General features: G+C 73.7%; 23 protein-coding genes and 1 riboswitch. Of the genes, 13 read left to right on the top strand and 10 right to left on the bottom strand.

Features of this window, described 5'->3' with window-relative positions; translation table 11 throughout:
- The first annotated feature begins 244 nt into the window (after positions 1-244).
- The 3 genes from KJS59_RS21850 to KJS59_RS21840 all read left to right on the top strand — a co-directional run bounded on the left by KJS59_RS21850 (position 245) and on the right by KJS59_RS21840 (position 2,907).
- Complete coding sequence (locus KJS59_RS21850) at positions 245-1,441, top strand: helix-turn-helix domain-containing protein (protein WP_213454822.1); 1,197 nt, start codon at positions 245-247, stop codon at positions 1,439-1,441.
- A gap of 176 nt (positions 1,442-1,617) precedes the next feature.
- On the top strand, positions 1,618-1,848 hold the full coding sequence (locus KJS59_RS21845; RefSeq protein WP_213454821.1) for a hypothetical protein: 231 nt from the start codon (positions 1,618-1,620) through the stop codon (positions 1,846-1,848).
- 177 nt (positions 1,849-2,025) lie between these two features.
- Positions 2,026-2,907 carry a hypothetical protein gene (locus tag KJS59_RS21840; protein WP_213454820.1) on the top strand — a complete coding sequence of 294 codons (882 nt, stop codon included), beginning with the start codon at positions 2,026-2,028 and terminating at the stop codon, positions 2,905-2,907.
- Between the two features lie 83 nt (positions 2,908-2,990).
- On the opposite strand, the gene KJS59_RS21835 is transcribed toward KJS59_RS21840, so the two are convergent.
- Positions 2,991-3,953, bottom strand: coding sequence for an inorganic phosphate transporter (locus KJS59_RS21835; RefSeq protein WP_213454828.1), 963 nt, complete (start codon positions 3,951-3,953; stop codon positions 2,991-2,993).
- 49 nt (positions 3,954-4,002) lie between these two features.
- The gene (locus KJS59_RS21830) at positions 4,003-4,629 is read right to left on the bottom strand and encodes a DUF47 domain-containing protein (RefSeq protein ID WP_213454819.1); all 627 of its coding nucleotides are present in this window, start codon (positions 4,627-4,629) and stop codon (positions 4,003-4,005) included.
- 289 nt (positions 4,630-4,918) lie between these two features.
- Between KJS59_RS21830 and sigJ the strand changes: the two genes are divergently transcribed.
- Positions 4,919-5,836, top strand: coding sequence for an RNA polymerase sigma factor SigJ (gene sigJ, locus KJS59_RS21825; RefSeq protein ID WP_213454818.1), 918 nt, complete (start codon positions 4,919-4,921; stop codon positions 5,834-5,836).
- Positions 5,837-6,036: 200 nt separating this feature from the next.
- On the opposite strand, the gene KJS59_RS21820 is transcribed toward sigJ, so the two are convergent.
- Complete coding sequence (locus tag KJS59_RS21820) at positions 6,037-6,549, bottom strand: DUF402 domain-containing protein (RefSeq protein WP_213454817.1); 513 nt, start codon at positions 6,547-6,549, stop codon at positions 6,037-6,039.
- 255 nt (positions 6,550-6,804) lie between these two features.
- On the opposite strand from KJS59_RS21820, the gene KJS59_RS21815 reads away from it, so the two are divergent.
- Complete coding sequence (locus tag KJS59_RS21815; RefSeq protein ID WP_249714662.1) at positions 6,805-8,727, top strand: ATP-dependent DNA helicase; 1,923 nt, start codon at positions 6,805-6,807, stop codon at positions 8,725-8,727.
- Between the two features lie 9 nt (positions 8,728-8,736).
- Here the strand turns inward: KJS59_RS21815 and KJS59_RS21810 are convergent, their stop codons facing one another.
- Positions 8,737-9,999 carry an AI-2E family transporter gene (locus KJS59_RS21810; protein ID WP_213454827.1) on the bottom strand — a complete coding sequence of 421 codons (1,263 nt, stop codon included), beginning with the start codon at positions 9,997-9,999 and terminating at the stop codon, positions 8,737-8,739.
- A gap of 158 nt (positions 10,000-10,157) precedes the next feature.
- On the opposite strand from KJS59_RS21810, the gene KJS59_RS21805 reads away from it, so the two are divergent.
- Positions 10,158-10,496 carry a GroES family chaperonin gene (locus KJS59_RS21805; RefSeq protein ID WP_213454815.1) on the top strand — a complete coding sequence of 113 codons (339 nt, stop codon included), beginning with the start codon at positions 10,158-10,160 and terminating at the stop codon, positions 10,494-10,496.
- On the opposite strand, the gene KJS59_RS21800 is transcribed toward KJS59_RS21805, so the two are convergent.
- Entirely contained in the window at positions 10,487-11,839 is a 1,353-nt protein-coding gene (locus KJS59_RS21800; protein ID WP_213454814.1) for a PrsW family intramembrane metalloprotease, read from the bottom strand. The two genes, KJS59_RS21805 and KJS59_RS21800, sit on opposite strands and share 10 nt — an antisense overlap.
- 60 nt (positions 11,840-11,899) lie before the next feature.
- A riboswitch (SAM riboswitch) is annotated at positions 11,900-12,014 on the top strand.
- A gap of 12 nt (positions 12,015-12,026) precedes the next feature.
- On the opposite strand from KJS59_RS21800, the gene KJS59_RS21795 reads away from it, so the two are divergent.
- Positions 12,027-13,391, top strand: a complete 1,365-nt coding sequence (locus KJS59_RS21795) for an aminotransferase class V-fold PLP-dependent enzyme (RefSeq protein WP_376771234.1) — start codon at positions 12,027-12,029, stop codon at positions 13,389-13,391.
- Positions 13,388-14,026, top strand: coding sequence for an HD domain-containing protein (locus KJS59_RS21790; RefSeq protein WP_213454813.1), 639 nt, complete (start codon positions 13,388-13,390; stop codon positions 14,024-14,026). The genes KJS59_RS21795 and KJS59_RS21790 overlap by 4 nt, the downstream gene beginning before the upstream one ends.
- On the opposite strand, the gene KJS59_RS21785 is transcribed toward KJS59_RS21790, so the two are convergent.
- Positions 13,936-14,316 (bottom strand): DUF4031 domain-containing protein, encoded by a 381-nt coding sequence (locus KJS59_RS21785; protein ID WP_213454812.1) that lies wholly within the window; start codon positions 14,314-14,316, stop codon positions 13,936-13,938. The two genes, KJS59_RS21790 and KJS59_RS21785, sit on opposite strands and share 91 nt — an antisense overlap.
- A 35-nt stretch (positions 14,317-14,351) precedes the next feature.
- Between KJS59_RS21785 and KJS59_RS21780 the strand changes: the two genes are divergently transcribed.
- Positions 14,352-15,743 (top strand): FAD-binding oxidoreductase, encoded by a 1,392-nt coding sequence (locus KJS59_RS21780; RefSeq protein ID WP_213454811.1) that lies wholly within the window; start codon positions 14,352-14,354, stop codon positions 15,741-15,743.
- A gap of 45 nt (positions 15,744-15,788) precedes the next feature.
- Here the strand turns inward: KJS59_RS21780 and KJS59_RS21775 are convergent, their stop codons facing one another.
- A complete protein-coding gene (locus tag KJS59_RS21775) occupies positions 15,789-17,579 on the bottom strand; it encodes a glycerol-3-phosphate dehydrogenase/oxidase (protein WP_213454810.1) in 1,791 nt (596 codons plus the stop codon).
- A gap of 29 nt (positions 17,580-17,608) precedes the next feature.
- Between KJS59_RS21775 and KJS59_RS21770 the strand changes: the two genes are divergently transcribed.
- Together KJS59_RS21770 and KJS59_RS21765 are read left to right on the top strand one after the other, a co-directional pair.
- Complete coding sequence (locus tag KJS59_RS21770; protein WP_213454809.1) at positions 17,609-20,248, top strand: S8 family serine peptidase; 2,640 nt, start codon at positions 17,609-17,611, stop codon at positions 20,246-20,248.
- Positions 20,249-20,342: 94 nt separating this feature from the next.
- Positions 20,343-21,719: a sugar porter family MFS transporter gene (locus KJS59_RS21765; RefSeq protein WP_249714659.1), complete on the top strand. Its 1,377-nt coding sequence runs from the start codon at positions 20,343-20,345 to the stop codon at positions 21,717-21,719.
- On the opposite strand, the gene KJS59_RS21760 is transcribed toward KJS59_RS21765, so the two are convergent.
- Positions 21,705-22,868: a dipeptidase gene (locus KJS59_RS21760; protein WP_213454808.1), complete on the bottom strand. Its 1,164-nt coding sequence runs from the start codon at positions 22,866-22,868 to the stop codon at positions 21,705-21,707. The two genes, KJS59_RS21765 and KJS59_RS21760, sit on opposite strands and share 15 nt — an antisense overlap.
- Before the next feature lie 111 nt (positions 22,869-22,979).
- Here KJS59_RS21760 and KJS59_RS21755 point away from each other — a divergent pair, with 111 nt between their 5' ends.
- A complete protein-coding gene (locus KJS59_RS21755) occupies positions 22,980-23,174 on the top strand; it encodes a hypothetical protein (RefSeq protein WP_213454807.1) in 195 nt (64 codons plus the stop codon).
- 71 nt (positions 23,175-23,245) lie between these two features.
- Here the strand turns inward: KJS59_RS21755 and groL are convergent, their stop codons facing one another.
- Entirely contained in the window at positions 23,246-24,868 is a 1,623-nt protein-coding gene (gene groL, locus KJS59_RS21750) for a chaperonin GroEL (protein WP_213454806.1), read from the bottom strand.
- A 408-nt stretch (positions 24,869-25,276) separates the two neighbouring features.
- Positions 25,277-25,480, bottom strand: a complete 204-nt coding sequence (locus KJS59_RS21745) for a cold-shock protein (protein WP_095568160.1) — start codon at positions 25,478-25,480, stop codon at positions 25,277-25,279.
- Between the two features lie 296 nt (positions 25,481-25,776).
- Between KJS59_RS21745 and KJS59_RS21740 the strand changes: the two genes are divergently transcribed.
- Positions 25,777-26,292: a GNAT family N-acetyltransferase gene (locus tag KJS59_RS21740; protein WP_213454805.1), complete on the top strand. Its 516-nt coding sequence runs from the start codon at positions 25,777-25,779 to the stop codon at positions 26,290-26,292.
- Positions 26,293-26,297 lie beyond the last annotated feature (5 nt).

The following is a 26,297-nucleotide window of genomic DNA, read 5'->3' as shown; positions in this document are numbered from 1 at the left end:
GAGGCTAATCCGACGCGACCACACCGGCCGGTCATCGGCGGCGCGTTCCTGCCCTAGATCCATGCGCGCACAACCTTCCGTCCTTAGTCGGTGACATCAATTGGTGACAAGTGGCTGTCCCCACGGTGTGCCATCCAGCATCCCATCGGGGATGTCGATGTGGAGCTACGCTGACCGCAGGTGGGGGCCGGAGTAGAGGACGGCACCCCACCACCCAGTCCTCTACCTGGGATGGTGACCGGCAATGTCCCGCTCCGCCCTACCCACCGAAGCGACGATGGGGGATCGCCTGCGCCGCCTACGCAGCGAGCGCGGCATGACGCAGGAAGAACTTGCCCGGCACGCCGACGTGTCCGTGGACGTGGTGAAGAAGCTCGAACAGGGCCAGCGGGCCAGCGCCCGCCTCACCACGATGACCGCCCTCGCGAGCGCCTTGGACGTCAGCCTCTCCGAGTTGACCGACAAGCGGCCACGCCTCGACGGTGGTGGTGACCGCTTGGTCCTCGGGCTCCGCGACGCATTGCAGGACTCGACCCTGTTGCCCGGCATCGACCCCCAGCACGACGCGGGCGAGGCAACCCCACTGCCCGCCCTGACCCGGGCTGTAGACGCGGCGTGGCGGGACTACTGGTCCGGCAACTTCGTGGCGCTCGCCCGCACCCTGCCGGCCCTGCTTGGCGAGGCGAGGGTGAGCGCCAGCGCGAACGGGGCGGCGACGGCGGCCCTGGCGCAGACGTACCAGATCGCGGCGGACCTGCTCGTCCACCTCGGCCGCGACGACCTCGCCGCAGTGGGCGCCGAACGGGCCATCGCCGCAGCGGCGGGCGGTGAGGACGAACTTCAGTCGGCCACCCTTTACGGCACCTTCGCCTGGGTGATGCTGCACCAGGGCCGCCCCGCCGAGTCCGCTGCCCTTGCGACCCGGATCGCCGAACAGGTAGAACCGCGGATGGGCAGCGCGCCCCAGCAGCACATCATCGTGTGGGGTGGCCTGGTGGTCACGGCGATGGCATCGGCGGCTGCGGCGCAACAGGACGTTGATGAGTTGATCGGGTGGGCGCGTGCTGGTACGGCCCGACTCGGCTCCGACCGCCGCGGGTACCAGATCACCTTCGGGCCGACGCAGTTGGCAGTGCAGACCACCCACACGCGGGTGATGCTGGGCCAGCCTGACAAGGCGCTGGCGGCGGCGGACGGGGTGGACCGGTCCGATCTGCTCACGGTCGAGTACGGGCGGCACCTGGTGGATGTAGCGCAGGCTTACGCGGATATGCGGCGACACTCGCAGGCCGGTGAGGTGCTGCATCAGGCAAAGGATCTGGCGCCGGTGTGGTTTCGGCACCAGGGCCCGGCGCGGAGCTTGGTGGCCGATCTGGCGGAGCGGCAGACGCGGTTGTCGCCAATGCTGCGAGATCTTGTGCGGTCGTTGGACGCGCGCTGAAGCTCGCGTTGGTAGGACGTGCTGTCCTCTTTTGACACTCAAGGGCGGTGAAGGGGGACGCGTTGTCCCTGTTCTCTGACGCTGTGTGACGGGACTCTTACGCACACCGGTGCGCCGGTTCGGCTCCCATCCGTACCAGCACGCCGCATCCCGTTGCCGCCCTGGAGGACACGATGATGCACAAGCCGATACGCCGCTGGTGGGCGCCGTGGCGCCGGGTCTGCTCGTGTGGCCTGGAAGGCTTCCCCTGCGCCGTGGTGCTGATGCGCGAGCATCTGAACCGGAAGCCGTCGTGGTCGCAGCAGACGACCAGGCGGTACCCCACCGTGAACCCGCCCCCGGGCCAGTTGGACATGGACCCGCCGTTGATGACCCGGGGTGCGTGGTGGCGGGCGACCGGCCAGTGACGGCTCACCCCACGATCGTGCCGAGCCGGCGGCGGCCGAATACCTGCGGGTGCGCCCGCCCGCTGATCTGGGACACCCGGCAGAGGCTGTGGCGGCACGTCGGTGACCTGACGCCGTGCAGCCCTCCCGCGCCCTGATCCCCTGCTCCCATCCCCTCTTTCGATTCGTGGAGCCTTGATGCCCCCACATCCCCACCGTCCACCCTCGCTTGAGTGGCAGGTGTTCTACGGCAGCGACGCGGTCCGCGCCGGCCTGCTGACCGAGCACCAACTACGAAGCCAGGCATGGATACGGCTTCTGCAGAACGTGTACGCCGACGCGCGCCTACCCCGCGATCGCAAGCTGATGTGTCAGGCCGCCGCCCTGCGTCTGCCGACGGGCACCCTGGTCGCCGGACCGTCGGCGGCGGCGTTGCTGGGTGTGGAGAACGCTGCCTCGTTCTGTGACCCGGTGCATGTCATCGCGCCGGAGGAGGGACGGGTCAGCGCGCAACGTCAGGTCCGCGTCCGCGTCACGCAACTGAGCCCCGACGACGTCCAGCCCGGCGGCGACCCGCCGCACACCACCCCGGCCCGTACCGCCTGGGACGTGGCGACGTGGCTGCCCACCATTGACGCGGTGGCCATCGTGGACACGATGCTTCGTGGCGGGTTCGTGACCCGCCGGGACCTGGACCAGGTACTCGCCAGGCATCAGCGTAAGCGCGGCAGCCGGCAGGCTCGCCTCGTGTTCGAGATCGCCGACGGCATCCCCGTGGACCAGTTCGTGTCGTGCCTGCGTACGCGGCTGATGCTGGCCGGTCTCCCACGGCCGCAGTTGCGCTACCCGCTGCGATACTCCTCCGGCGTGGAAGTGGTGGCGGAGATGGCGTGGCCGGAGCAGCGGGTCACGCTTGAACTCACCATGCACGCGACGATGCTGCTGACCTCCAGAGGGTGGCTGGTTCTGTATGCGCCGCGGGGGAGGATCCGCCGCGACTTCCCCGCTGTACTCAAAGAGGTGCGCCAGGCGTTGACGCGGCGCGGCGCGCACCTGGAGGCATGGGACGCACCGCCGTAACAACCGCCGGTGACGACGAGGCCGATTGCAGGGGTGTGGGTTGCGGGATCCGGAGACGCGAAGTGCGCCTCCGGCGCGGTTGGTCAGGCGAAGACGGGGCGGAGGAAGAAGTAGGTGATGATGGCGAGGACGCCGGCGCCGGGGAACGTCAGGATCCAGGCCATGACGATGTTGCCGGCCACCCCCCAGCGCACCGCGGCCATCTTGCGGGTGGCGCCCACGCCCATGATCGCGGACGTGATCGTGTGCGTGGTGGAGATGGGCGCGCCGAGGACCAGGGCGTTGAAGTAGAGCACGCTGCTGGCCACCGCCTCGGCCGCGAAGCCCTGCGGCGGGTCCAGGTCGATGACCTTCCGGCCGAGGGTCCGGATGATGCGCCAGCCACCGGCGTAGGTGCCGGCGGCGAGGACGGCGGCCGAGGTCCAGAACACCCACCACGGGATGTGGGTATTGCTGCTCTGCAGGCCGCCGGTGTAGAGCGCCAGGACGATGATGCCCATGGTCTTGGCGGCGTCCTGCATGCCGTGGCCGACGGACATGGCGGCGGCCGACGCGGTCTGCGCCCAGCGGAAGCCGCGGTTGAGCCTGCTCGGGTTGCCCCGCCGAAAGATCCACATGACAGCGATCATCACGAGGCCGCCGAGCAGGAAGCCGACGATCGGCGAGAGCACCATCGGGATGATGACCTTGTCGAGAATGCCGTGCCAGAGCACCGTGCCGCCGTTGGCGAACAGGGTGGCGCCGACCAGGCCGCCGAACAGCGCGTGCGAGGACGAGGACGGGATCCCGAAGTACCAGGTGAGCAGATTCCAGCCGATCGCGCCGAGCACGCCGGAGAAGACCACGCCGAGGCTGGCCAGGCCGGTGGGGAGGCTGACCAGGCCGCTGCCGACCGTCCTGGCCACCTGCTCGCCGAAGTGGGTGCCCACGAAGTTGCCGAGGGCCGCCATGGCCAGCGCGGTGCGCGGGGTCAACGCCCGGGTGGAGACGCTGGTGGCGATCGCGTTCGCGGCATCGTGGAAGCCGTTGGTGTAGTCGAACGCCATCGCGGCGAGGATCACCGCGAGCGCGGCGAAGGTGGTGACGCTCACGCTGTCAGGACTCCTTGACAGCGATCGTCTCGACCGCGTTCGAGACGTGCTCGAAGGCGTCGCAGGCGGCCTCCAGCTCGTCCGCGACCTCCTTCATCTTCAGCACGGTGAGCGCGTCGTACTCGCCGGAGAAGAGCCGGACCAGCAGCATCCGGTACGCCCGGTCGCCGTCGTTCTCCAATCGATTGATCTCTACCCAGTAGTCGCTGAGGTCCTTGAGCGAGCGCAGCCGGGGCATCGCCTCGGCGGTCAGCTTGGCCTGCTGGTCGAGCACGTCGACCAGTTCGTGCATCTCCCGGGGGAGGGCGGGGAGCTTGGTCAGCCCGTAGAGGTAGACCAGGCTGCCGACGCCTTCGAGGTGGTCCATCACGTCGTCGAGCAGCGAGCCGAGCCGGTATATGTCCTCCCGGTCGAACGGCGTGATGAAGGTCGAGTTGATCTTCTTGAAGATCTCGTGGGTGATCGAGTCGCTGTCGTGCTCCACCTCGACCAGGCGCTCGCTGACCGCCTGCACATCGGCACCGGGCAGCGCGAGTTCCGTGAGCAGTTCGGTGCCTCGGACGAGGTTCTGCGCCGCCCGGGTGAACAGCTCGAAGAATGCCCCCTCGACGGGGCGGAACGAAAACTTCACGGTGACCTCGGTGTCGACGAGGGGACGGGACCAGGCGAATGCTAGGTAACGGCCCGTACCCGCTCACAGGCGAGTACCCCCGGTTGGGTGACGTTCATCTTCAGTTCATGCAGCGTTTACCGGACATGAGTTTGCCGTGATGGAGGGGCGACGTTCGGTAGCCACGACGAAGCTGGTTCGCCCGATATTCCCGTCCGCCCGGCGCACAGCGGCGCACCCGAGAGCATGAGGGGATCATCACCCGTCGACCTCGGTTCCGCCGCCGGTGCGCGGACGCCAGAATGGCCCGGTGGGCGACGAGTTCGAGGCGGAGCGCGACCACCTGATGGCCGTCGCGTACCGGATGCTGGGCAGCCGGGGCGAGGCGGAGGACGCCGTGCAGGAGGCCTGGCTGCGCTACGCGGGCGCCGACCGCGACGAGATCCGCGACCTGAGCGGCTGGCTGACCACCACCACCGCCCGCATCTGCCTGGACCAGTTGCGCTCGGCCCGCGTCCGCCGGGCGGCGTACGTCGGGCCGTGGCTGCCGGAGCCGTTGGTCACCCGGCTGCCGGGCGGGGCGCCCGACCCGGGCGAGCGGGCGGCCCGCGCCGACGAGGTGGGCCTGGCCCTGCTGGTCGTGCTGGAGCGGCTCACCCCCGAGCAGCGGGTCGCGTTCGTGCTGCACGACGTGTTCGCGGTGCCGTTCGAGGAGATCGCTACCGCGCTCGGCAGCACCCCCGCGGCGGCCCGCCAGCTCGCCACCCGGGCCCGCCGGGCGGTCGCGGCGGGGCGGGCCCGGCACACCGCCGACCTGGCCGAGCAGCGCCGGGTGCTGCGGGCGTTCGTGGCGGCGGCCGAATCCGGGGACCTGACCGGCCTGCTCGCCGTGCTCGCCCCGGACGTCGTGATGGTCGGCGACGGCGGCGGCCTCGCGCCGGCCGCCCGCAAGATCCTCACCGGCCCGGACCGGGTGGCGGCGCTCGTCCAGGGGCTGTTCCGGCTGGCCGGCACCCAGCTCGCGGAGGTGCACGCGGAGCTCGCCCTGGTCAACGGCGCGCTGGGCTTCATCGCCGACGCCCGCTACCCGGACGGCTCCGAGCAGCGCATGGTGCTGGCCTTCGCCGTCGCCGACGGCCGGATCACGGCCATCTACGACCAGCTCAACCCCGGCAAGCTGACGCGGGTGCCCCGGCCCGATCCCGCAGCCCCCTGGCCGCCCGCCTGAGCCCGGTCCCGCAGCCCGCCCGACCGGGCCTCGTGGGCTTCTTCGGACCCGCCCGCGGCCGGTGCCTCAGAGCGCGGCCCGGCGACTCGGGGCCGCAGCCTCTCGACCGTGGCCTGGTGGCTCGGCCGGGCCCGGGCTGGCCCAGGCGGGGCCAGGCTGGCTCGGCGGGGGCGGGCCGGCTCAGGCGGGGGCGGGCCGGCTCAGGCGGGGGCGACGGTGGCCAGCCACTGCCGGTACTGCGAGGCGAACGGCTGCGTGCCGTCGCCCAGCGCGGCGAACAGCCACTTCGCCGCGGCGTGCGCCGCCAGGACCAGCTCGGGCGGGTACCCGAACAGGCCCCGGTGCTCCTCGAACTCGTCCTCGTCCAGCAACTGGACCAGGCCGGTGTTCCGCCGGCGCACCACGTCCAGATCCAGGTCGACGAGGTGGACCTCCTCCTCGCCCAGCCAGCGGGCCGGCGTGGCGATGTCGCAGTACACCTCGCTGGTGCGCGGCGGCGGGTTGAACATGGCGGTCCACCACGCGTCGTGCGGGACCAGCAGCACGAACGGGATCTTCTCCACCGACGGCCGGCCGTGGTACACGGAGGCGGTGCCGGCGGGGACGCCGAGCCAGGTGCCCACCTCATCGGTGGACAGGCGCCGCGCCGGATAATCCCGGTGCTGCGCCCCGTCGTACTTGCGGTACTGGACCCGCACGACGTCGCTCGACATTCCCGCACTCTAACCAGTCACCCGGGGTCATCGCGCGGGCTGCCACTCCACCTGTGGACAAACTCGTAGGGTGTGGATAACCAGCACCCGGGCGGCGGGGACGGGTACGGTCGCTGGGTGACCGCCGCCCCTGCCGTCCCCGCCGCACCGCCGGCCCCGCGCCGGTCCCGCACCGGTAGCCCCGGTACCGATGATCTGCTCGCGGCGGCGGTCGGCGCGGTCCCCGGCGGGGTCGGGCGCCCCGGCCAGCAGGCCATGTCGGCGGCGATCGACCGGGCGGTGGCCGAGCACCGGCACCTGCTCGTGCAGGCGGGCACCGGCACCGGCAAGTCCCTGGCGTACCTGGCGCCCTCGCTCACCGTGGACGGTCCGGTGGTGGTCTCCACGGCCACGCTGGCGCTGCAGTCCCAGCTCGTCGACCACGACCTGCCCCGGCTGGCGGACGCGGCGGAGCCGCTGCTCGGCCGGCGGCCGACGTTCGCCGTCCTGAAGGGGCGGCACCACTACCTGTGTCTGGCCCGGCTGGAGGCCACCGCGGAGGATGAGCCGGAGGATGGCCTGTTCGAGGTGGCGCAGCGCCCGGCGGGCGGGGTCCGCTGGCTGGGCGAGGCGGGCCGGCTCGGCAAGCAGTTGCAGCGGCTGCGCGAGTGGGCGCTCGAGTCCGATACCGGCGACCGGGACGAGCTGGACCCGGGCGTGGACGACCAGGCGTGGCGGCTGGTCTCGATGCCCGCGCGGGAGTGCGTGGGCGCGCAGAAGTGCCCGTACGGCGCGGAGTGCTTCGCCGAGGCGTCCCGCGCCCGGGCCCGCGAGGCGGACATCGTCGTCACCAACCACAGCCTGCTCGCGGTGGACATGCTCGCCGGGCGGCACATCGTCCCGCCGCACAAGCTGCTGGTGGTGGACGAGGCGCACGAGCTGGCCGACCGGGTCTCGTCCGCGTCGCAGGCGGAGCTGGTCCCGGAGCTGATCGAGCGGGCGGCCCGGCGGGCCCGCACGCTCATCGAGGGGGAGTCCTACGAGGCGCTCATGGAGGCGGGCGACGCGCTCACCGTCGGGCTGGCCGGGGCGCCGCCCGGGCGGCTGGTGACCGGCCTGCCGGCGCCGCTGGCGGAGCCGTGCCGGCTGCTCGACGCCGCCACCCGGCAGGCGCTCACCCAGATCGGCGAGATCAAGGCCGACGACCCGGAGGCGGTCCGCAAGCAGCAGGCCAAGGCGGTGGTGGACGAGCTGTCCAAGACCTCCCAGCGGCTGCTGGCCGGCAACGACTCCGACGTGGCCTGGGTGGAGAAGCCGACCCACGGCGCGGGCGGCCGGCAGGCGCTCGTGGTGGCGCCGCTGTCCGTGGCCGGCACGCTCGCCACCCACCTGTACACCGAACGCACGGTCGTCGCCACGTCGGCCACGCTGGCGCTGGGCGGGCGCTTCGACACGGTTGCCCGGTCACTGGGGCTGCTGGAGGCGCCCGCGGGCGGCGACAGCGGGGCGGAGCCCACCACCCAGGGCCCGGACTGGGATTCCCTCGACGTGGGCTCGCCGTTCGACTACGCCCGCCAGGGCATCCTGTACGTGGCGGCGCACCTGCCCCGGCCGACCGCGTCGGGGCTCTCCGAGGCCGCCGCCGAGGAGCTGCTGACCCTGGTCACCGCGCTGGGCGGCGCCACGCTGGGGCTGTTCTCGTCCCGGCGGGCGGCGCAGCAGGCGGCGGACCTGCTCCGGGCGCGGGCCGACCTGCCCGTGCTGCTCCAGGGTGAGGAGGCGCTGCCGCTGCTGGTCCGCCGGTTCCGGGAGGAGCGGTCCAGCTGCCTGCTCGGCGTCATGTCGCTCTGGCAGGGGGTGGACGTGCCGGGTGAGGCCTGCCAACTCGTGGTCATCGACCGGCTGCCGTTCCCCCGCCCGGACGAGCCGCTGGCCGCCGCCCGGGCCGCCGCCGTGGACGTGGCCGGCGGCTCCGGCTTCGCCTCGGTCAGCGTGCCGATCGCGGCGGTCCGGCTGGCCCAGGGGGCCGGCCGGCTCATCCGCTCGCAGGGGGACCGCGGGGTCGTGGCGGTGCTGGATTCGCGGCTGGAGACGGCGCGCGGGTACGGGGCGTTCCTGCGCCAGTCGCTGCCGCCGTTCTGGTACACGACGCGCCGCGAGGTCGCCCTCGGCGCCCTCACCCGCCTGCGCGCCGCCTGACCGAGCGGTCTAGCCGGGCGGCTCGGCGGCGGCGACCACCGGATCGGGTGGCGGCTTGGCGGCGCCGGCGCGGGCCGCAAGACGGCGCACGCCCGTGTTGAGCACCGCCACCAGCGGGACGGCCACCAGCGCGCCGACGATCCCGGCCAGCACCACACCGGTCGTGATCGCCACGATCACCGCCAGCGGGTGGATCGCCACGGCCCGGCCCATGATGATCGGCTGGAGGACGTGCCCCTCCAACTGCTGCACCGCGATCACGGCGAGGAGCACCATCAGCGCGGTGACCCAGCCCTTGCCCACCAGCGCGATCAGCACCGCGACCACGCCCGAGACCGTGGCCCCGACGATCGGGATGAACGCGCCGATGAAGACGAGCGCGGCGAGCGGGAAGGCGAACGGCACCCGGAGGATCACCAGGGCCAGGCCGATGCCGACCGCGTCGATGAACGCCACCAGGACCGTGGCGCGCACGTACGACCCGAGGGTCACCCAGGAGGCGTAGCCGGCGACGTGGACGTGCTCGCGCGCCCCGCGGGGCAGCAACGTGACGATGAAGGACCAGATGCGCTTGCCGTCGCGGAGGAAGAAGAACGTCGCGAACAGCACGAGCAGCGCCCCGGTGAGCACCTCGAACACCGTGGCGGCGGTGGAGACCGCGCCGCTGGTCAGCGACTCGGTGTGCTCGTCCAGCCACCTCTGGGCGGCGGTGACCGCGCCGTCGAGTTGGTTGTCGGACATGTGCAGGGGGCCGTTGCGCAGCCAGTCCTGGATCTGTCGGATGCCCTTGGTGGTGTTGCTGGACAGGTCCGGCACGCCGGCGATGAGCTGATTGATCACCAGGGTGAGCGTGGCCACCACGGCGGCGATGCCGCCCACCAGGACCACGGCGGTGGCCAACGACCGGGGCACCCGGGCCCGGAACAGCACACCCACCGCGGGGGCCAGCAGGGCGGAAAGCAGCAGCGCGATGGTCAGCGGCACGACCACCAGCTGGAGCTGCCCGACCACCCGGATGATCGCCCAGCCGAGCAGGCCGAGGAGGATGATCCGCCAGGCCCACGCGGCGGCGATGCGCAGCCCGTGCGGCACGTCGGCGTCGTCCCGGCTGACGGTCGACTCCTGCATCACCACCTGGGGCGGTTCGGTCACGACGAAGTCGGAGCGGACATCGCCCGCCGGGGCGTCGCCCTCGGCTAGCTCCGCCCGCGCCTCCCGGACGGCCGTGCGGACGCGCGCGCCCTGCACCGCCCGGCGGAAGTTCGCCCGCATCTGCTCCAACCGGTTCAACCGCACCCCCTCGGCACTCGGTGTGAACGTTCCCCCACCGTAGCGGCCGGGGCCGCCCGGCACCCGCCGACTCCGGCCCTGAATCGTCCCCGAGTTTCCCTGCCCGCACGGCCGCCGGCGGCGGGAGGTACGGTCTGCCGGTGACCGCCGAAGCTTCCGTCGAGGCCGGGCTGCCGATCCGGCTGCTGCACGACCGTGTCCTGGTTCGGGTGGAGGGGCCCGAGGGCGAGCGCCGCTCCACGGCGGGCATTGTGATCCCGGCCACCGCCTCGGTGGGGCGCCGCCTGTCCTGGGCGACCGCGGTCGGCGTCGGGCCGAACGTGCGGTCCATCGTGGCCGGTGACCGGGTGCTCTTCGACCCGGACGACCGCTCCGAGGTGGAGCTACACGGCCGTGAATACGTGCTGCTGCGGGAGCGGGACCTGCACGCGGTCGCCGCGCGGCGGGTGGAGGCCGAGGCGACCGGCCTCTACCTGTAGGCCATCGGGTACGGCGGCGGTGGGGGCGGCGCGGGCGGCAGCGGCACCGGGATCGGCACGACCGGCTCCGCGGGCGGCGGCATGCTGCGGCGGCTGCCGTCGGGGAATGTGATGTGGTATTGGGTGCCGTCCCACAGCGCGTTCGGGGCGGCCGGGTCGCGGCCGACGAACGCCGCGCGGCTGGCGGCGATGCCCGCCAGCAGGGTGCGTTCCTCGGTGCCGATCCGGGCCAACTCGGCCGGGTTCCGGTCCAGGCCGCGTTCGAGGCCGTCGCGGAGCACGGCGAGGCGGGTCGCGGCGGTCTGGTAGTGCCGCATGGCGCGCAGACCGGGCTCCCCGGCGACCCGGCGGGCCCACCTGCGGGCGGAGTGCCGGCGGGCCAGGCTACCCAGCGCCGCCACCTCGGGCGGTGAGAACCAGCCGAGCCGGACGTACCGGGGCAGCATCCGCTCGGTGAGCCGCCCCTCCCGGGCCCGCACCCAGATCGCCAGCCCGATCATGCCCAGGAACACCGGCACCATCAGCCCGATGAACCCGTACAGGAAGAACAGGCCCTCGCCGGTGATGGCGGACAGGGTCGGCATGAGGTTCCAGGTGGCGTGCAGCAGCATCGCCAGCAGCAGCCCACCGATCGGCGCGAAGATCTGCACGGAGCGCCGGGGCGAGCGCAGCGCGATGCCGAGCCCGATGCCGGTCATCGAGGTGAACAGCGGGTGCGCGAAGCCGGTGAGCAGGATCCGGCCGATGAAGATCACAACGAGGCTCTGCGCGCCGCTGGCCGGGCCGTACTTCTCCACGCCGGTGGCGTAGCCGTGGCCGCCCAGGTACAGGATGTTCTCCACCATGGCGAAGCCGACCGCGGACAGGCCGCAGTAGACCAGGCCGTCGGTGATGCCGCTGACCTCCCGGCGGCGGAAGAACACCAGCAGCAGCGCCGGGCCGAGGGCCTTCATCGTCTCCTCGATCACCGGCGCCACGCCGACCGCGACGAAGTTCTCCGACCAGCCGAACCGGTCGAACAGGTAGGCGGCGCCGGTGTTGACGGCCAGCGCCGCCCCGGTGGCGACGCACGCCCCCCAGAAGAACGTCAGTGCCAGGAACCCGGCCGGCTCCGGGCCGTACCGGTCCAGCCAGAGGTAGCAGGTGACCAGCACCGGTACCGGCAGCACCGCGGCGACCAGGCCGATCACCAGCGCCTGCCAGCCGATGTTGAAGCCGAGGTACAGCAGCAGGGTGATCGCGGAGAGGGTGATCACCACCACGAACGCCGCGAACCCGATGGTCCGCCCCACGTTCCTGCGCGGTCGGGACTCCTGCTGCGGCACCGGAACCGGCTCGGTCATGCGGTCAGCCTAGTCAGGGGCGGCCCCGTGCGTCGGTCCCTGGCCGCTATGCTGTCGGCAGGTCACGAGCGCCAGCGTGAAGCCCCGGCTTGCTGGCCGGCAACCCTTCGGTCGCGATGGGGTGCCCCGGGTGAGGACCGGGCCCGCGCCGCGGTGGCACGGGCAAGCGCCGACCCGGAGGTGTCCGTTGACCACCCCTCTCAGCCACCCCACCGGTCCTGCCACCACGGTGGTCGCCCGGCCCGAGCCGCCGACCGTGCTCGGCATCCCCGGCGAGATCAACCTGGATTACGCGGCCAGCGCGCCGTGCGCGACCGCCGCCGCCGACGCCGTGGCCGAACTGCTGCCCTGGTACGCGAGCGTGCACCGGGGCGCGGGGGCGCTGTCGCGGCGCTGCACGCTGGCGTACGAGCGGGCCCGGCAGGCGGTCGGGGACTTCCTCGGCTGCACCGCCGAGCACGAGGTGATCTTCACCCGGAACACCACCGACGCGCTGAACCTGCTGGCCCGCGCGCTGCCCGCCGGTACCGGCGTGGTCACGTTCGCCGGGGAGCACCACGCCAACCTGCTCCCCTGGCCGAACCCGGTGCGCCTGCCGGTGCCCTCGTCGCCCGACGCCGCGCTCCGCTCCCTGGCGGCGGCCCTGCGGGAACTGCGCCGCGGCGCGGACCCGTCCCGCCCGCTGCTGGTGGCGGTGACCGGCGCCGGCAACGTGACCGGCGAGTTGTACCCGGTCGCCGACCTGGCCGCGGTGGCCCACCGGCACGGCGCCCGGCTGGCCCTGGACGCCGCCCAACTGGCCCCGCACGCCCCGGTCCACCTGGGGGATCTCGGCGCCGACTACGTCGCCCTCTCCGGTCACAAGCTGTACGCACCGTTCGGCGCCGGGGTGCTCGCCGGCCGCTCCGACTGGCTGGACGCGGCCGAGCCGTACCTGGCCGGCGGGGGCGCGACCCGCCACGTCGGCGCCGCGACCCACGACGTGCGCTGGGCCGGCGGGCCGGCCCGCCACGAGGCCGGCACCCCGAACCTGCTCGGCGCGGTGGCGCTCGGTGCGGTCTGCGAGACCCTCGCGGCGGCCGACCGGGCGGCCCTGCACGCTCACGAGCAGGCGCTGCTCAGCCGGCTCCGCGCCGGGCTGGCGGCCATCGAGGGCGTGGCGGAACTGCGGCAGTTCGACGCCGGCGCGCAGCGCGTGGGCATTGTCTCGTTCGCGCTGGCGCCCGCCACAACGGCACCCGGGAAGACAGCGCCCCCGAAGACCGCGCCCGGGAAGACCGCGGGCGGAAGGGCCGCAGCCGGGGCGACGGCGCCCGCCGGCCGGGACGCCGCCGAGGTGACCGCCGCGCTGGCCCGCGACCACGGCATCGGCGTGCGGGACGGGCTGTTCTGCGCGCACCCGCTCGCCCGGCGGCTGCTCGACGAGGCGGCGGCGCGCGCCGGTTGGCCCGCGGCGCCGGCCAGCGCCATCCGGGCCAGCATCGGCCTCGGCAGCACGGCCGAGCACGTCGACCGGCTGATCGCCGCCCTCCGGGAGATCATGGCGGCATGATCGGTGGGTGGCTGGCCGCGACCGCGGGCGCGGGTGCGACCGCCCCGGAGGTGACCCTCGCGGTCGCCGGGCAGTCCCTGCTCGACCGGTGGGCGGAGCCGCACCGGCACTACCACGACACCGCGCACCTGGCCGCCGTGCTGGCCATAGTGGACCGGCACGCGGCAGCGGCCCCGGACCCGGACGCGGTCCGGCTCGCCGCCTGGTGCCACGACGCCGTGTACGACCCGGCAGCGGCGGGCGACGCCAACGAGCGGGCGAGCGCCGCGCTCGCCGGGCACCTGCTCGCCCGGCTGGGCGTGCCGGTGCGGGTGGTGGCCGAGGTGCGCCGCCTGGTCCTGCTCACCGCCGGTCACGCCGCCGCGCCCGGCGACACCGGCGGCGCGCTGCTCTGCGACGCCGACCTGTCGATCCTGGCCGCCGAGCCGGCCGCGTACGACCGGTACGCGGCGGCGATCCGGCGCGAATACGCGCACGTGCCGCCGGAGGCGTACCGGACGGGCCGGGCGGCCGTGCTGCGCCGCCTGCTCGACCTGCCCGCCCTCTACCGGCTGCCCGATCTGCACGCGGCCTGGGAGGGCGCCGCGCGGGACAACATCGAGCGGGAACTGGCCACGCTGGCCGGGTCGGGCTGACGGGCGCCCGTCGCACCACCGGCGACGGGGCGTGCCAGGTGCTTCGGGCGGCGCAGGCCGGCGGCGCGGAGCCGGCGGGCGATCTCCCGGGTCGGCACCACCGTGGCGCCCAGCCACACGGCCGCCGGGAACCGCTCCGCCGGGATGTCGTAGTGGTCCCGCTCGAACCCGCGCCGGGGCGCGCCGAGCAGCTCCGCGAACGCGTGCAGTTCCGTCAGCGACACGTCACTGATCAGGTGCGACCACAGCCGGCCGCGGGCGGGCCAGGCCGGCGGATCGACATACAGCATGGTGGCCAGGGTAACCGGCGGTTAGGTTCTGACCCATGACGATCGCCACCGCGCTCGCCGCTGCCCTCCCCGAGGGCACCGTGCTGACCGACCCCGACCTGCTCGCCGGGTACCGCCGGGACGAGGCGGACCTGGTCCCGGCCGGCACGCCGGTCGCCGTGGTCCGGCCGCGCAGCACGGCGGAGGTCGCCACGGCGGTGCGGGTCGCGGCCGGGCACGGCGTCCCCGTGGTGCCGCAGGGTGCCCGTACCGGGCTGGCCGGCGCGGCGAACGCCGTGGAGGGCTGCGTTGTCATCGCCATGACCGGCATGGACCGGATCCTCGCCATCGACCCGGTGAACCGGACCGCCGTGGTGCAGCCCGGCGTGGTCAACGCCGTCCTGGCCAAGGCGGTCGCCGCCGAGGGCCTGCGCTACCCGCCGGACCCCGGCTCCTGGGAGTCCTGCACGATCGGCGGCAACGTCGCCACCAACGCCGGCGGCATGTGCTGCGTGAAGTACGGCGTGACCACCGAGTACGTGCTCGGCCTGGAGGTCGTGCTGGCGACCGGCGAGGTGCTGCGCACCGGCCGGCGCACCGCGAAGGGGGTCGCCGGTTACGACCTGACCCGGCTGTTCGTCGGCTCGGAGGGCACCCTCGGGATCATCACCGAGGTCACCGTGGCGCTCCGCCCGCCGGCCGAGGCGGCGCTCACCGCGGTCGCCGTCTTCCCGACCACGGCCGCCGCCGGCGCGGCCGTCGCCGCCATCGCCGGCGAGGGGCTCAGCCCCAGCCTGCTCGAACTGCTGGACGCCACCCACCTCGCCGCCATCGAGGCGTACCGGCCGATGGGGCTGCGCACGGACGCCCGGGCGCTGCTGCTGGCCGCGGCGGACACCGGTACCCGCGCGGCGGATGACCTGGCGGCGATCGCGGCGCTGTGCGAGCGCTCCGGCGCCGACGAGGTGTTCGCCGCGACCGACGTGACCGAGGCGGCGGCGCTGCTGGAGGCACGGCGCCTGGCCCACCCCGCGATGGAGAAGCTGGCGCTGGAGTCGTTCCCCGGCGGCAACGGCGGCCTGATCATCGACGACGTGGCCGTGCCCCGCGCCCGCCTGGCGGAACTGCTCGACGGCGTGGACCGGATCGCCGCCGAGCACGGCGTGGCGATCGGCGTGGTCGGCCACGCCGGCGACGGCAACATGCACCCGAACATCGTGGTGGACCGCGCCGACCCGGCCAGCCTGGAGCGGGGCCGGCGCGCGTTCGACGCGATCATGCGGCTCGGCCTGGACCTCGGCGGCACCTGCACCGGCGAGCACGGCGTGGGGCTGCTCAAGCGCGAGTGGCTGGCCCGCGAGGTCGGACCGGTCGGCATGCGCGTGCAGCACGCGATCAAGCAGGCGCTGGACCCGGCGAACCTGCTGAACCCGGGCAAGATCCTGTAGCGGCGCCCACGCGCCACCGCACGCACCCCGCGCGGTGCCGGGGTGTCAGGCGGCGGCGGGGTCGGTGGCGAAGCCGCGCACGTCGGGGGCACCGAGGCGGGCGGCGTCGGCGGTGAGGTCGTCCGGCATCCGTTGCGACTCCCGCTCCGCGGCCACCCGGGCCAGGTAGTGCTGCACCTCGCGGTCGCGGGTGGCCGCGTCCCAGCCGAGCACCTTGCCCAGCACCTCGGCCGCGTGCCGAGCCGACTCGGCGCCCCGGTGCGCGGTCTCGATGGAGATGCGGGTGCGGCGGGTCAGCACGTCCTCCAGGTGCAGGGCGCCCTCGGCGCTGGCCGCGTAGGCCAGTTCCACCGCCAGGTACTCGGGCGCCCCGGTGACGGCGAGCGCCAGGCTCGGGTCGGCGCGCATCATCTCCAGCAGGTGCACGGTCAGCGTGCCGTACCGCTCCAGCAGGTGCTCCACCGCGCCGCCGGAGACGCCGTGCCGGCGGGCCAGGTCGGCGCGGTCCCGCCAGGCGGCCGCGTACCCGTCCGCGCCCAGCAGCGGCAACTGCCCGGTACGCGAGGGCGGCACCCCGCCGCCCAGCCGGCGGGCGGCCCGGTCCACCACGTCCGCCGCCATCACCCGGTATGTCGTGTACTTGCCGCCCGCGACGAGCATGAGCCCGAGCATCGGCTCGACCACGGCGTGCTCGCGGGACAGCTTCGAGGTGGTCTCCTGCTCGCCGGACAGCAGCGGGCGCAGGCCGGCGTAGACGCCCTCGATGTCGTCCGTGCTCAGCGGCCGGTCCAGCACGGTGTTGACCTGGGCCAGCAGGTACGCGATGTCGCTGGCCGAGGCCGCCGGGTGGGCCCGGTCGAGGCGCCAGTCGGTGTCGGTGGTGCCGATGATCCAGTGCCCGCCCCAGGGGATCACGAACAGCACCGAGCTGGGCGTGCGCAGGATGAGCCCGACCTCGCCGGTGATCGCCGACCGGGGCACCACCAGGTGCACCCCCTTGGAGGCGCGCACCCGCAGGCCGGGCCGGCCGCCCTTGTCGCCGAGCAGCGCGGAGATGTCGTTGCTCCACACGCCGGTCGCCGCGATCACCGTGCGCGCCTTCACCTCGAACTCGGCGTCCGGGTCACCCGGCCGGGCCTCCATGTCCCGGACCCGGACGCCGGTCACCTCGCGCGCCTGGCGGGTGAGGCCGACGACCCGGGCGCTGGTCACCACGGCGGCGCCGAGGCTGGCCGCCGTGCGGGCCAGGGTCACCACGAGCCGGGCGTCGTCGACCTGGCCGTCGTAGTACTCGATGGCCCCGGCGAGCGTGTCGGCCCGGAGGCTGGGGAACAGCCGGCGGGCGCCGTGCCGGCTCAGGTGCCGGTGCGTGGGCATGCCCCGCCGACCGCCGAACACACCCGCGAAGGCGTCGTACGCGGCGACGCCGGCGCCGTAGTACAGCCGGTGCCAGGCCCGCGCGGGCATCGGCGCCGCCGCCAGCGGTACCAGGAACGGCACCGGGCGGACCAGGTGCGGCGCCAGCCGGGTGGCCAGCAGACCCCGCTCGGTCAGCGCCTCGTGCACCAGGGAGAACTCCAGCTGCTCCAGGTACCGCAGGCCGCCGTGGATGAGCTTGCTGGACCTGCTGGACGTGCCGGCCGCCAGATCGCGCGCCTCGATCAGGGCGACCTTCAGCCCCCGGGACGCGGCGTCCAGGGCCGCGCCGGCCCCGGTGACGCCACCACCGATGACGAGCACGTCGAACCGCTCACCGCGCAGCCGGCGCAGGTCGGCGGCGCGCCGGACCGGCGATAGCTGCCCGGCGGTGTACCGGGAAACCGCTGGGTCACGCACCCCCATACGGTAACCACTACTGTGCGGGGATGAGCCGCCCAGCCGTCGAGGCGACACCGCGCGGCGGCGCCGGCGCGGTCGTGGCCACAGTCTTCGTGGCGCTGTGGGTGGTCGGAGTGACCGTGGTCACCCAGGTCGCCGGCTGGTTCGTCGAGCAGGCCCGGCTGGTCTCCGGCCTGCCCCACCCGAGCACGCAGTGGCTGTTCGTCGCGGCCATCCCGGCCGTGCTGGCCGGCGCGCCGGCGGCGCTGCTCGCCTCGGTACCGCGCTCGTCGGCGGTCCGGGCGGCCGGGCGGGCCTGGCTGTGCGCGGCGGTGGCCGGTGGGCTGCTCGGCGCCTGGCGGGCGGTGCCGGCCGTCCAGCACGAGTGGTACCTGGCCGGTCTGGCCGCCACCGCGGCCGTCATGGCCAGCCTCCTGGCCCGCCGCGGCCGCGCCCACGCCCACCACCCCAGCGCCCGCACCCCCAACGCCCAGAGCGACAGCAGCCCCAGCGCCAACGCACCGGCCGACAGCGAACCCAGCGCCGGCACCAGGCCCGGCAGCGCCCGCAGCGCCAGCGCACCCGCCGACGCGGGCCGGCCGGCATCGGCGGCCGGGTGGTTCGCGGTCGCCGCCGGCCTGGTCGTGCTGCTGCCGTGGCTGTGGATCGGCGCGCTCGGCGGCCTGGCGGAGACGCTGCTCGCCGCCCTCGCCGCCGCCTCGGTCGGGTGGCTCGCCGCGCGCGTCCTCGACGAGCGGCTCTGGGCGCCGTACCGGCGCGGCCGGGCGCGGTTGATCCTGCTGGGCGGGCTGGTGGCGGGCGTCGCGCTGGTCCCGCTCGCGGCCGGGACGGGCGGCCCCGGCGCGCACCTGGCGGCGCTGCTCGTCCTGCCGCCGCTCGGCTTCGCCGCCGCCGCGCTGCACCCCCTCGCCACCCACCAGGACACCGCTCGCCAGCACACCGCTAGCCAGGGCGCCGCTAGCCAGGGCGCCGGCTCCGGCGGCACCGCGACGGGCGGCGCCCCGACCGACGACGCCGCGACCGGCTACCTTCCGGCCGGCTCGGATGCCGCGATGGAAGCCACCCGACCGCCGTGGCCCAGCGCGCCGGTCGGGTGGCTCGTCGGGGTGGTGGCGTTCGGTCCCCTCGCCTTCGTCGACCCGGAGGAGGTCACGCTGCTGCTCGCGGGCGGCGCCGACACGCCGGTCTGGGTCGGCGGAGCGGCTCTCGCGTCGCTGCTGCTCGCGGTCCTCGTGGCGCTCGTGTACGGGCTGGCGCTCGCCCGGCGCCGCTTCCGCACCGGCATCGCCGCCGCCGTGACCGTGGTGGTCGCGCTCGCCGGCGGCACCGTGTACGCGACCGCGGGCCAGCCGGGCCTGCACGGCGAGCGCCTGTTCGTGGTGATGCGGGAGCAGGCGGACCTGAGCGACATCACCGCGGGCGGCCGCACCGGGCAGGCCGGCCGGGACGCCCGCGCCCGCGAGGTGTACCAGCGGCTGACCGAGCACGCCCGGCGCACCCAGGCCGGGCTGCGCGCCGAACTGGACCGTCTACGCCTGCCGTACACGCCGTACTACCTGGTCAACGGCGTCGAGGTACATGCCGGCGGCCCGGTGCTGCGGACGCTGCTGGGCCGCCGGTCCGATGTGGACCGGGTACTCCTGGACCAGCGCCCGCGCCCGCTGCCGGAGCCGCCGGCCCCGATGCGCGGCCACGACCCGCCGCCCACGTCCCCGATGTGGAACCTGACCCTGCTGCGCGCACCACAGGCGTGGGCGGCGGGCGCGACCGGCGCGGGCATCGTGGTGGGCAGCTCCGACTCGGGCGTGGACGGCGCGCACCCCGCCCTCGCCGCCGGCTTCCGGGGCGGCCAGGACTCCTGGTACGACCCGTGGAACGGCACCCGGTCGCCGGTGGACGTCAACGGGCACGGGACGCACACGCTGGCCAGCGCGGTCGGCCACGCGAACGTGGGGGTGGCGCCCGGCGCCCGCTGGACCGGCTGCGTCAACCTCGCCCGCAACCTCGGCAACCCGGCGCGTTATCTGGACTGCCTCCAGTTCATGCTGGCGCCGTTCCCGCCCGGCGCCGACCCGTTCACCGCCGGGCGCCCGGAGCGGGCACCGCACGTGCTCACCAACTCGTGGGGCTGCGCCACGGTCGAGGGGTGCGACGCGCAGGCGCTGCTGCCGGCGGTCCACGCGATCGCCGCCGCGGGCATCTTCTTCGTCGTCGCCGCCGGCAACACCGGACCGTACTGCGGCTCCATCGCCGAACCGCCGGCCGGCTACCCGGACGCCTTCACCGTGGGCGCCGTCGACCGGAGCGGCACGGTCGCCGCGTTCTCCAGTCGCGGGCCGGTACCGGGCGCCAGCAAGCCGGACGTGGTCGCGCCCGGGTCGCAGGTGCTCTCCGCCCTCCCCGGCGGCGGCTACGGCACCCTGAGCGGCACGTCCATGGCCGCGCCGCACGTCGCCGGCCTGGTGGCCCTGCTCTGGTCGAAGAACCCGGAGCTGATCGGGGACCTGTTCCGCACCCGCCGGCTGATCCAGGACAGCACCCGGCCCGCCCGGCCCTCCTACCGCTCGCGTAACCCGGCCGACGCCTGCGGCACCCCGGCGAACATCACCGGCGCCGGCATCCCGGATGCGGACGCGTCGACCCGCGCGGCGATGTCCGTTGGTTAGTTGACCCGGTGGAGCCGGCCGGCGCCGATCCGCGTCCCGCAGCGGAAGCGGCGGTAAACCGACTATTCGGGTGGACCGCGGGAACCAGTCCCCCATGGTCATGCAGATGTCGCGGGCGGTGCAGGACGTGGTCCGCGTCTCGGCGGCCGCGGCGCTCGGCGGTTTCCTGTTCGGGTACGACACCGGCGTCGTCAACGGCAGCGTGCCGGCGATCAGCAGAGCCTTCGCGATCCACCCGGGGACGCTCGGTTTCGTGATCGCCGCGGCGCTGCTCGGCGCCGCCGTGGGCGCCTGGTTCGCGGGTCCGTTCGCGGACCGGGTGGGGCGGCGGCGGGTCATGCTGCTCGGCGGGCTGCTGTTCGCGGTCGGTTCGATCGGCGCGGCGCTGGCGCTGGGGCCGCTGACCCTGACCTACTGGCGGGTGATCCAGGGGCTCGGGTTCGGCGCGACGAGTGTGATGGCGGCGGCCTACATCGCGGAGATAGCCCCGGCCCACCTGCGGGGCCGGCTCGGCACGATGATGCAACTGGCCATCGTCGCCGGGATCGCGCTGTCGCTGCTGATCAGCCTCGTGATCAGCGAGGCCGCCGGGCTGCCGCACAACCCGGGCCGCTGGCGCTGGCTGTACGCCTTCGAGGCGATACCGGGGCTGGTCTTCGCGTACCTGTCGACCCGCATCCCGGAGTCCCCCAGATACCTGGTGGAACAGGGCCGCGACAACGAGGCGCGCGCGGTCCTGGACCGGTTCGAGGGCGGTGACGTGGATGCCCGCGTCGAGCAGATCCGGCGGTCGAGCCAGGGTGGCGGCGACCGGGTGTCGGACGACGTGCGCGAACTGCGCGGTCCCCGGCTCGGCCTGCAACCGGTGATCTGGGTCGGCATCCTGCTGGCCGCGTTCCAGCAACTCGTCGGCATCAACGTGGTGTTCTACTACTCGACCACCGTCTGGGAGACCGTCGGGTTCCGGCCCGGCCAGGCGCTGTTCACCAGCTTCATCACCGGGTTGCTGAACCTCGCCGCGACGGTGGTCGCCGTGCTGCTCATCGACCGGGTGGGGCGGCGCCCGCTGCTGCTGGCCGGCTCCACCGGGATGGCGGTGACCCTGCTCGTGCTGGCGCTCACCTTCCGCGGGCACGTCGAGGGGCAGCCCACCCGGCTCGGCCCGGTGGCCGGCGGCATCGCGCTGATCGCGTTCAACCTGTTCGTGGTGTCGTTCGCGGTGAGCTGGGGACCGGTCATGTGGGTCCTGCTCGGCGAGATGTTCCCGAACCGGATCCGCGCGATCGCCCTCGCCGTCGCGACCGGCGTCAACTGGGTGGCGAACTGGCTGATCTCCGCCACGTTCCCGGCGCTGGCCTCGGCCGGGCTGCCGGTGGCGTACGGGATCTTCACGGCGTTCGCGATCCTGTCGCTGCTGTTCGTGCTCCGCTCCGTGCGGGAAACCCGGGGCCTGCAGCTAGAGCAGATGTGACGGGTCGTCCATGGTGGCCAGGGACGGACCGCGCCGCGGCCGGGCTGCCCGCGCCGCGGCCTCCGACTCGCGGAGCACCCGCACCGCGTTGTGCCACGTCAGCCCCGCCAGGTCGGCGTCGGACCAGCCGCGCCCGGCCAGTTCGGCGAGCAACGCCGGGTACCCGGAGACGTCCGGCAGCCCGTCCGGTGTGGTGACGACGCCGTCGAAGTCGCCGCCCAGGCCGACCGCGTCCACGCCGGCCACCGCGCGGACGTGCTCCACGTGGTCCGCCACGTCGGCGACCCCGCACGGCGGGCGCGGGTTCGCGGCCACCCACGCCGCCTGCGCGGTCGCGTAGGCGGCGCTGTCCTCCGGGTACCGGGCGACCAGCCGTTCCTCCTCGGTGGCCAGTTCGCCCATCCAGGAGCGGCACGCCTCGGTCAGGAAGCCGGGCACGAAGGTCACCATGACCACGCCGCCGCTGTCCCGGACCCGCCGCAGTACGTCGTCGGGCACGTTACGGGGGTGGTCGCAGAGCGCCCGGGCGCTGGAGTGCGAGAAGAACGCCGGCGCGGTGGACGTGTCCAGGGCGGCGTGCATGGTCGCGGGCGCCACGTGGGACAGGTCCACGAGCATGCCGAGCCGGTTCATCTCGCGGACCACCTCGTGCCCGAACGGGGAGAGCCCGCCCACGGCGGGGGCGTCGGTGGCGCTGTCGGCCCAGGGTGTGTTGCGGATGTGGGTAAGCGTCATGTACCGGGCGCCGAGTTCGTACATCATCCGCAGCGCGCCGAGCGACCCGGCGATGCTGTGCCCGCCCTCCATCCCGATCAGGCTGGCCAGCCGCCCGGACCGGTGCGCCGCCTCGACCTCGTCCGCCGTGGTGGCCAGGACCAGCCGGTCCGGGTGGGTGGCGACCCAGCGCCGCACGAAGTCGATCTGTTCGAGGGTGGCCGCGACCGCGTGGTCGCCGAGCCGGTGGCTGACGAACACCGACCAGAACTGTCCGCCCACCCCGCCGGCCGCGAGCCGGGCCAGGTCGGTGTGCAGCCCCGGGACCTCCTCCCGGCGGTACCGGGTGCGGGTGCGCAGCGCCCACGGCAGGTCGTTGTGGCCGTCCAGGACGGGTGCCCGGGCGAGCAGGTCACGGATGCGGTCGGTGCTCATGATCGGTCAGGGTAGTCCGGACGGCGGCAGGCGGGACATCGCGGCCGATACTCCCGTTCCGCCCCGCGCCGGCCCCGGCGGACCCTAGCGTGACCCTCGAAGGGAGGGGCCATGGCGAAGCAGGAACGCGTCGACGATTCCCCGACGAGGCAGCGGTCCCGGTTCGACGACGAGGGCGTGGCCGAGGCCGCCGCGGAAGCCATCCGGGAGGACGACGTGGACATCGACGAGCGGCTGGATGCGAAGCTGCGCGGCGAGCGCGGGGGCGGGACCGACGGCGAGCGGCGCGACCGGTTCCGGCGCTGACGTTCGGGGCGAAGGCGAAGGGGCGGACCGCGTCGCGGCCCGCCCCTTCGGTCGTCCTGGGAGGGGTTGGATCAGAAGTCCATGTCCCCGCCGCCCGGCGCACCGGCCGGGGCCTTCTCCTTCTCCGGCTTGTCCGCCACCACGGCCTCCGTGGTGAGGAACAGGGCCGCGATCGAGGCCGCGTTCTGCAGCGCCGACCGGGTCACCTTGGCCGGGTCGATGATGCCCGTGGCCAGCAGGTCCACGTACTCGCCGTTCGCGGCGTTGAGGCCGTGCCCCGGCTCGAGGCCGCGGACCTTCTCCACCACGACGCCGCCCTCGAGGCCGGCGTTCACGGCGATCTGGCGCAGCGGCGCGTCCAGCGCGACCTTGACGATCGTGGCACCGGTGGCCTCGTCGCCGGCCAGGTCGAGCTTGTCGAACGCGGTCTTGCCGGCCTGCACCAGCGCCACGCCACCGCCGGGGACGATGCCCTCCTCGACGGCGGCCCGGGCGTTGCGCACCGCGTCCTCGATGCGGTGCTTGCGCTCCTTCAGCTCGACCTCGGTGGCCGCGCCGACCTTGATGACCGCGACGCCGCCGGCCAGCTTGGCCAGCCGCTCCTGCAGCTTCTCGCGGTCGTAGTCGGAGTCGCTCTTCTCGATCTCGGCCCGGATCTGGTTCACCCGGCCCTGGATCTGGTCGGCGTCACCGGAGCCGTCGACGATGGTGGTCTCGTTCTGGGTGATGACCACCTTGCGGGCCTTGCCCAGCATGTCGAGGCCGACGGCGTCCAGCTTGAGGCCGACCTCCTCGCTGATGACCTGGCCACCGGTCAGGATCGCGATGTCCTGCAGCATGGCCTTGCGGCGGTCGCCGAAGCCCGGCGCCTTGACCGCGACCGACTTGAAGGTGCCGCGCACCTTGTTGACGATCAGGGTCGCCAGCGCCTCGCCCTCGACATCCTCGGCGATGATCACCAGCGGCTTGCCACTCTGCATGACCTTCTCCAGCACCGGGAGCAGGTCCTTGACCGCCGAGATCTTGCTGTTGGCGATCAGCAGGTACGGCTCGTCGAAGACGGCCTCCATGCGCTCCGGGTCGGTCATGAAGTACGCGGAGATGTAGCCCTTGTCGAAGCGCATACCCTCGGTGAGCTCCAGCTCCAGGCCGAAGGTGTTGCTCTCCTCGACGGTGATGACGCCTTCCTTGCCGACCTTGTCCATCGCCTCGGCGATGATCTCGCCGACCGACGGGTCCGCGGCCGAGATGGAGGCGGTGGAGGCGATCTGCTCCTTGGTCTCCACGTCCTTGGCGAGCTTGGCGAGTTCCTCCGCGACGTTCGCCACGGCCGCCTCGATGCCCCGCTTCAGGGCCATCGGGTTCGCGCCCGCCGCGACGTTGCGCAGACCCTCGCGGACCAGCGCCTGGGCCAGGACGGTCGCCGTGGTCGTGCCGTCACCGGCGACGTCGTCGGTCTTCTTCGCGACCTCCTTGACCAGCTCGGCACCGATCTTCTCGTACGGGTCCTCGAGCTCGATCTCCTTGGCGATGCTCACACCATCGTTGGTGATGGTGGGCGCACCCCACTTCTTCTCGAGCACGACGTTGCGGCCCTTCGGGCCCAGCGTCACCTTGACGGCGTCGGCGAGGGTGTTCATGCCCCGCTCGAGACCGCGGCGCGCCTCCTCGTCGAACGCGATAATTTTGGCCATACGGCGTTGTCCTCCTGGACACTCACGGCCACCCGCGCCTGTCTGACGACGGGCGTGCCGCCTGCTTGACGCACCTTCGGACGCCGTCCGCGCTCACGGACGCCGCCCGCCGGCCGGGCCGGATAAGCCCGCGACGACCGGCCACAGCAGCGCACCGTCACCGGCACGCGGCGGTGGCCCCACCGCCCCGACCATTGGCACTCACGGGCTGCGAGTGCCAATAACTTGTTTAGCACTCTGGCAGGGCGAGTGCAAGCGCGTGGGCCGGGCGCCACCCACCCGGGGGCGGGTCGCGACGGCGGGATTCACGGGAGGGGCAACGGGAAATGACAAGGCGCCGACCCTCACCGCGGTGAGGACCGGCGCCAGTGGTGCGAAGGAGCGAGGGGTGGGTATGGGTGGTCCCGCTCAGGCGATCACGCGCACCTGTTCCGCCTGCGGACCCTTCTGACCCTGCGCGATCTCGAACTCCACGCGCTGTCCGTCGTCCAGCGCCTTGTACCCGTCCATCTGGATGGCGGAGAAGTGGACGAAGACGTCCTGCCCCCCGTCCACCGCGATGAACCCGTAGCCCTTTTCGCTGTTGAACCACTTGACGGTGCCCTGTGCCACGGTGCACTTCCTCACTTCGAGCTGTGCCGACCCCCGGCCGGTGCGTTTACGCGGCCGGGGCCGCCGCCCCACCGGTCACTTTCGCAACAGTGGGTCACGTCGACCGAATTCGCACGCTACACGAGGCGTGCGGCCCGCGCACTACCCTAAAACGGACAGGAAGGCCGGGTTCGGGCACGGAAAAAGGAGCGAATAACCCTTAACGGAATGTGCATCGTTGCACGGAGCGTGATCAAATTCGGGTACCTCTGGGTACTGATCGGCACGGCCGGCCAACCCGCGCCGGGTGTGCCAGCATGACCCCCGTGGTACCGACAACCGTCGTCCGCCGGGTCCAGCCGCAGGACGCGGCCCGGATGCGCGCCCTGCGGATCGAGATGCTCGCCGACGCCCCGCTGGCCTTCCTGGAAACCGTCGCCGAGGCCGCCGCCCGCCCGCACGCCGAGTACGCCGCGCGGATCGCCCAGGTCTCCCGGGGCGGCTTCACGGCGCAGTTCGTGGCAGAGGTGGACGGCTGCCTGGTCGGTCACGCCGGCGGGGTCGCGTCGCCCGAGCACCCCGACACCACGATCATCTTCGCCGTGTACATCCAGCCCGCCCACCGCGGTACCGGGGTGCTCAAGGCCCTGGTGGACGCGGTGGCGCACTGGTCGCGCGCCGCCGGCCGCGCCACCCTCCTGCTGGAGGTCGTGGTGGGCAACGACCGGGCGGTGCGCGCGTACCGCAAGCTCGGCTTCGCCGAGAACGGGGTGCACCAACCGCACCCGCGCATCCCGACGCTGCTCGAACTCCAGATGACCCGCCCCGCGTAGGCGGG

The sequence above is a fragment of the Rhizomonospora bruguierae genome (assembly GCF_018397995.1).
Taxonomy (GTDB): domain Bacteria; phylum Actinomycetota; class Actinomycetes; order Mycobacteriales; family Micromonosporaceae; genus Rhizomonospora; species Rhizomonospora bruguierae.
The sequence above is the reverse complement of the archived record's forward strand: the minus strand, read 5'-3'. Positions and strand labels throughout refer to the sequence as shown.

Excerpts from the sequence above, each read along its gene's own strand:
- KJS59_RS21850 (WP_213454822.1), top strand. The coding sequence starts at position 245 with ATGTCCCGCTCCGCCCTACCCACCGAAGCGACGATGGGGGATCGCCTG.
- KJS59_RS21845 (WP_213454821.1), top strand. The coding sequence starts at position 1,618 with ATGCACAAGCCGATACGCCGCTGGTGGGCGCCGTGGCGCCGGGTCTGC.
- KJS59_RS21840 (WP_213454820.1), top strand. The coding sequence starts at position 2,026 with ATGCCCCCACATCCCCACCGTCCACCCTCGCTTGAGTGGCAGGTGTTC.
- KJS59_RS21835 (WP_213454828.1), bottom strand. The coding sequence starts at position 3,953 with ATGGCGTTCGACTACACCAACGGCTTCCACGATGCCGCGAACGCGATC.
- KJS59_RS21820 (WP_213454817.1), bottom strand. The coding sequence starts at position 6,549 with ATGTCGAGCGACGTCGTGCGGGTCCAGTACCGCAAGTACGACGGGGCG.
- KJS59_RS21815 (WP_249714662.1), top strand. The coding sequence starts at position 6,805 with ATGTCGGCGGCGATCGACCGGGCGGTGGCCGAGCACCGGCACCTGCTC.
- KJS59_RS21810 (WP_213454827.1), bottom strand. The coding sequence starts at position 9,999 with ATGCGGGCGAACTTCCGCCGGGCGGTGCAGGGCGCGCGCGTCCGCACG.
- KJS59_RS21800 (WP_213454814.1), bottom strand. The coding sequence starts at position 11,839 with ATGACCGAGCCGGTTCCGGTGCCGCAGCAGGAGTCCCGACCGCGCAGG.
- KJS59_RS21790 (WP_213454813.1), top strand. The coding sequence starts at position 13,388 with ATGATCGGTGGGTGGCTGGCCGCGACCGCGGGCGCGGGTGCGACCGCC.
- KJS59_RS21785 (WP_213454812.1), bottom strand. The coding sequence starts at position 14,316 with ATGCTGTATGTCGATCCGCCGGCCTGGCCCGCCCGCGGCCGGCTGTGG.
- KJS59_RS21780 (WP_213454811.1), top strand. The coding sequence starts at position 14,352 with ATGACGATCGCCACCGCGCTCGCCGCTGCCCTCCCCGAGGGCACCGTG.
- KJS59_RS21770 (WP_213454809.1), top strand. The coding sequence starts at position 17,609 with ATGAGCCGCCCAGCCGTCGAGGCGACACCGCGCGGCGGCGCCGGCGCG.
- KJS59_RS21765 (WP_249714659.1), top strand. The coding sequence starts at position 20,343 with ATGGTCATGCAGATGTCGCGGGCGGTGCAGGACGTGGTCCGCGTCTCG.
- KJS59_RS21760 (WP_213454808.1), bottom strand. The coding sequence starts at position 22,868 with ATGAGCACCGACCGCATCCGTGACCTGCTCGCCCGGGCACCCGTCCTG.
- KJS59_RS21755 (WP_213454807.1), top strand. The coding sequence starts at position 22,980 with ATGGCGAAGCAGGAACGCGTCGACGATTCCCCGACGAGGCAGCGGTCC.
- groL (WP_213454806.1), bottom strand. The coding sequence starts at position 24,868 with ATGGCCAAAATTATCGCGTTCGACGAGGAGGCGCGCCGCGGTCTCGAG.
- KJS59_RS21740 (WP_213454805.1), top strand. The coding sequence starts at position 25,777 with ATGACCCCCGTGGTACCGACAACCGTCGTCCGCCGGGTCCAGCCGCAG.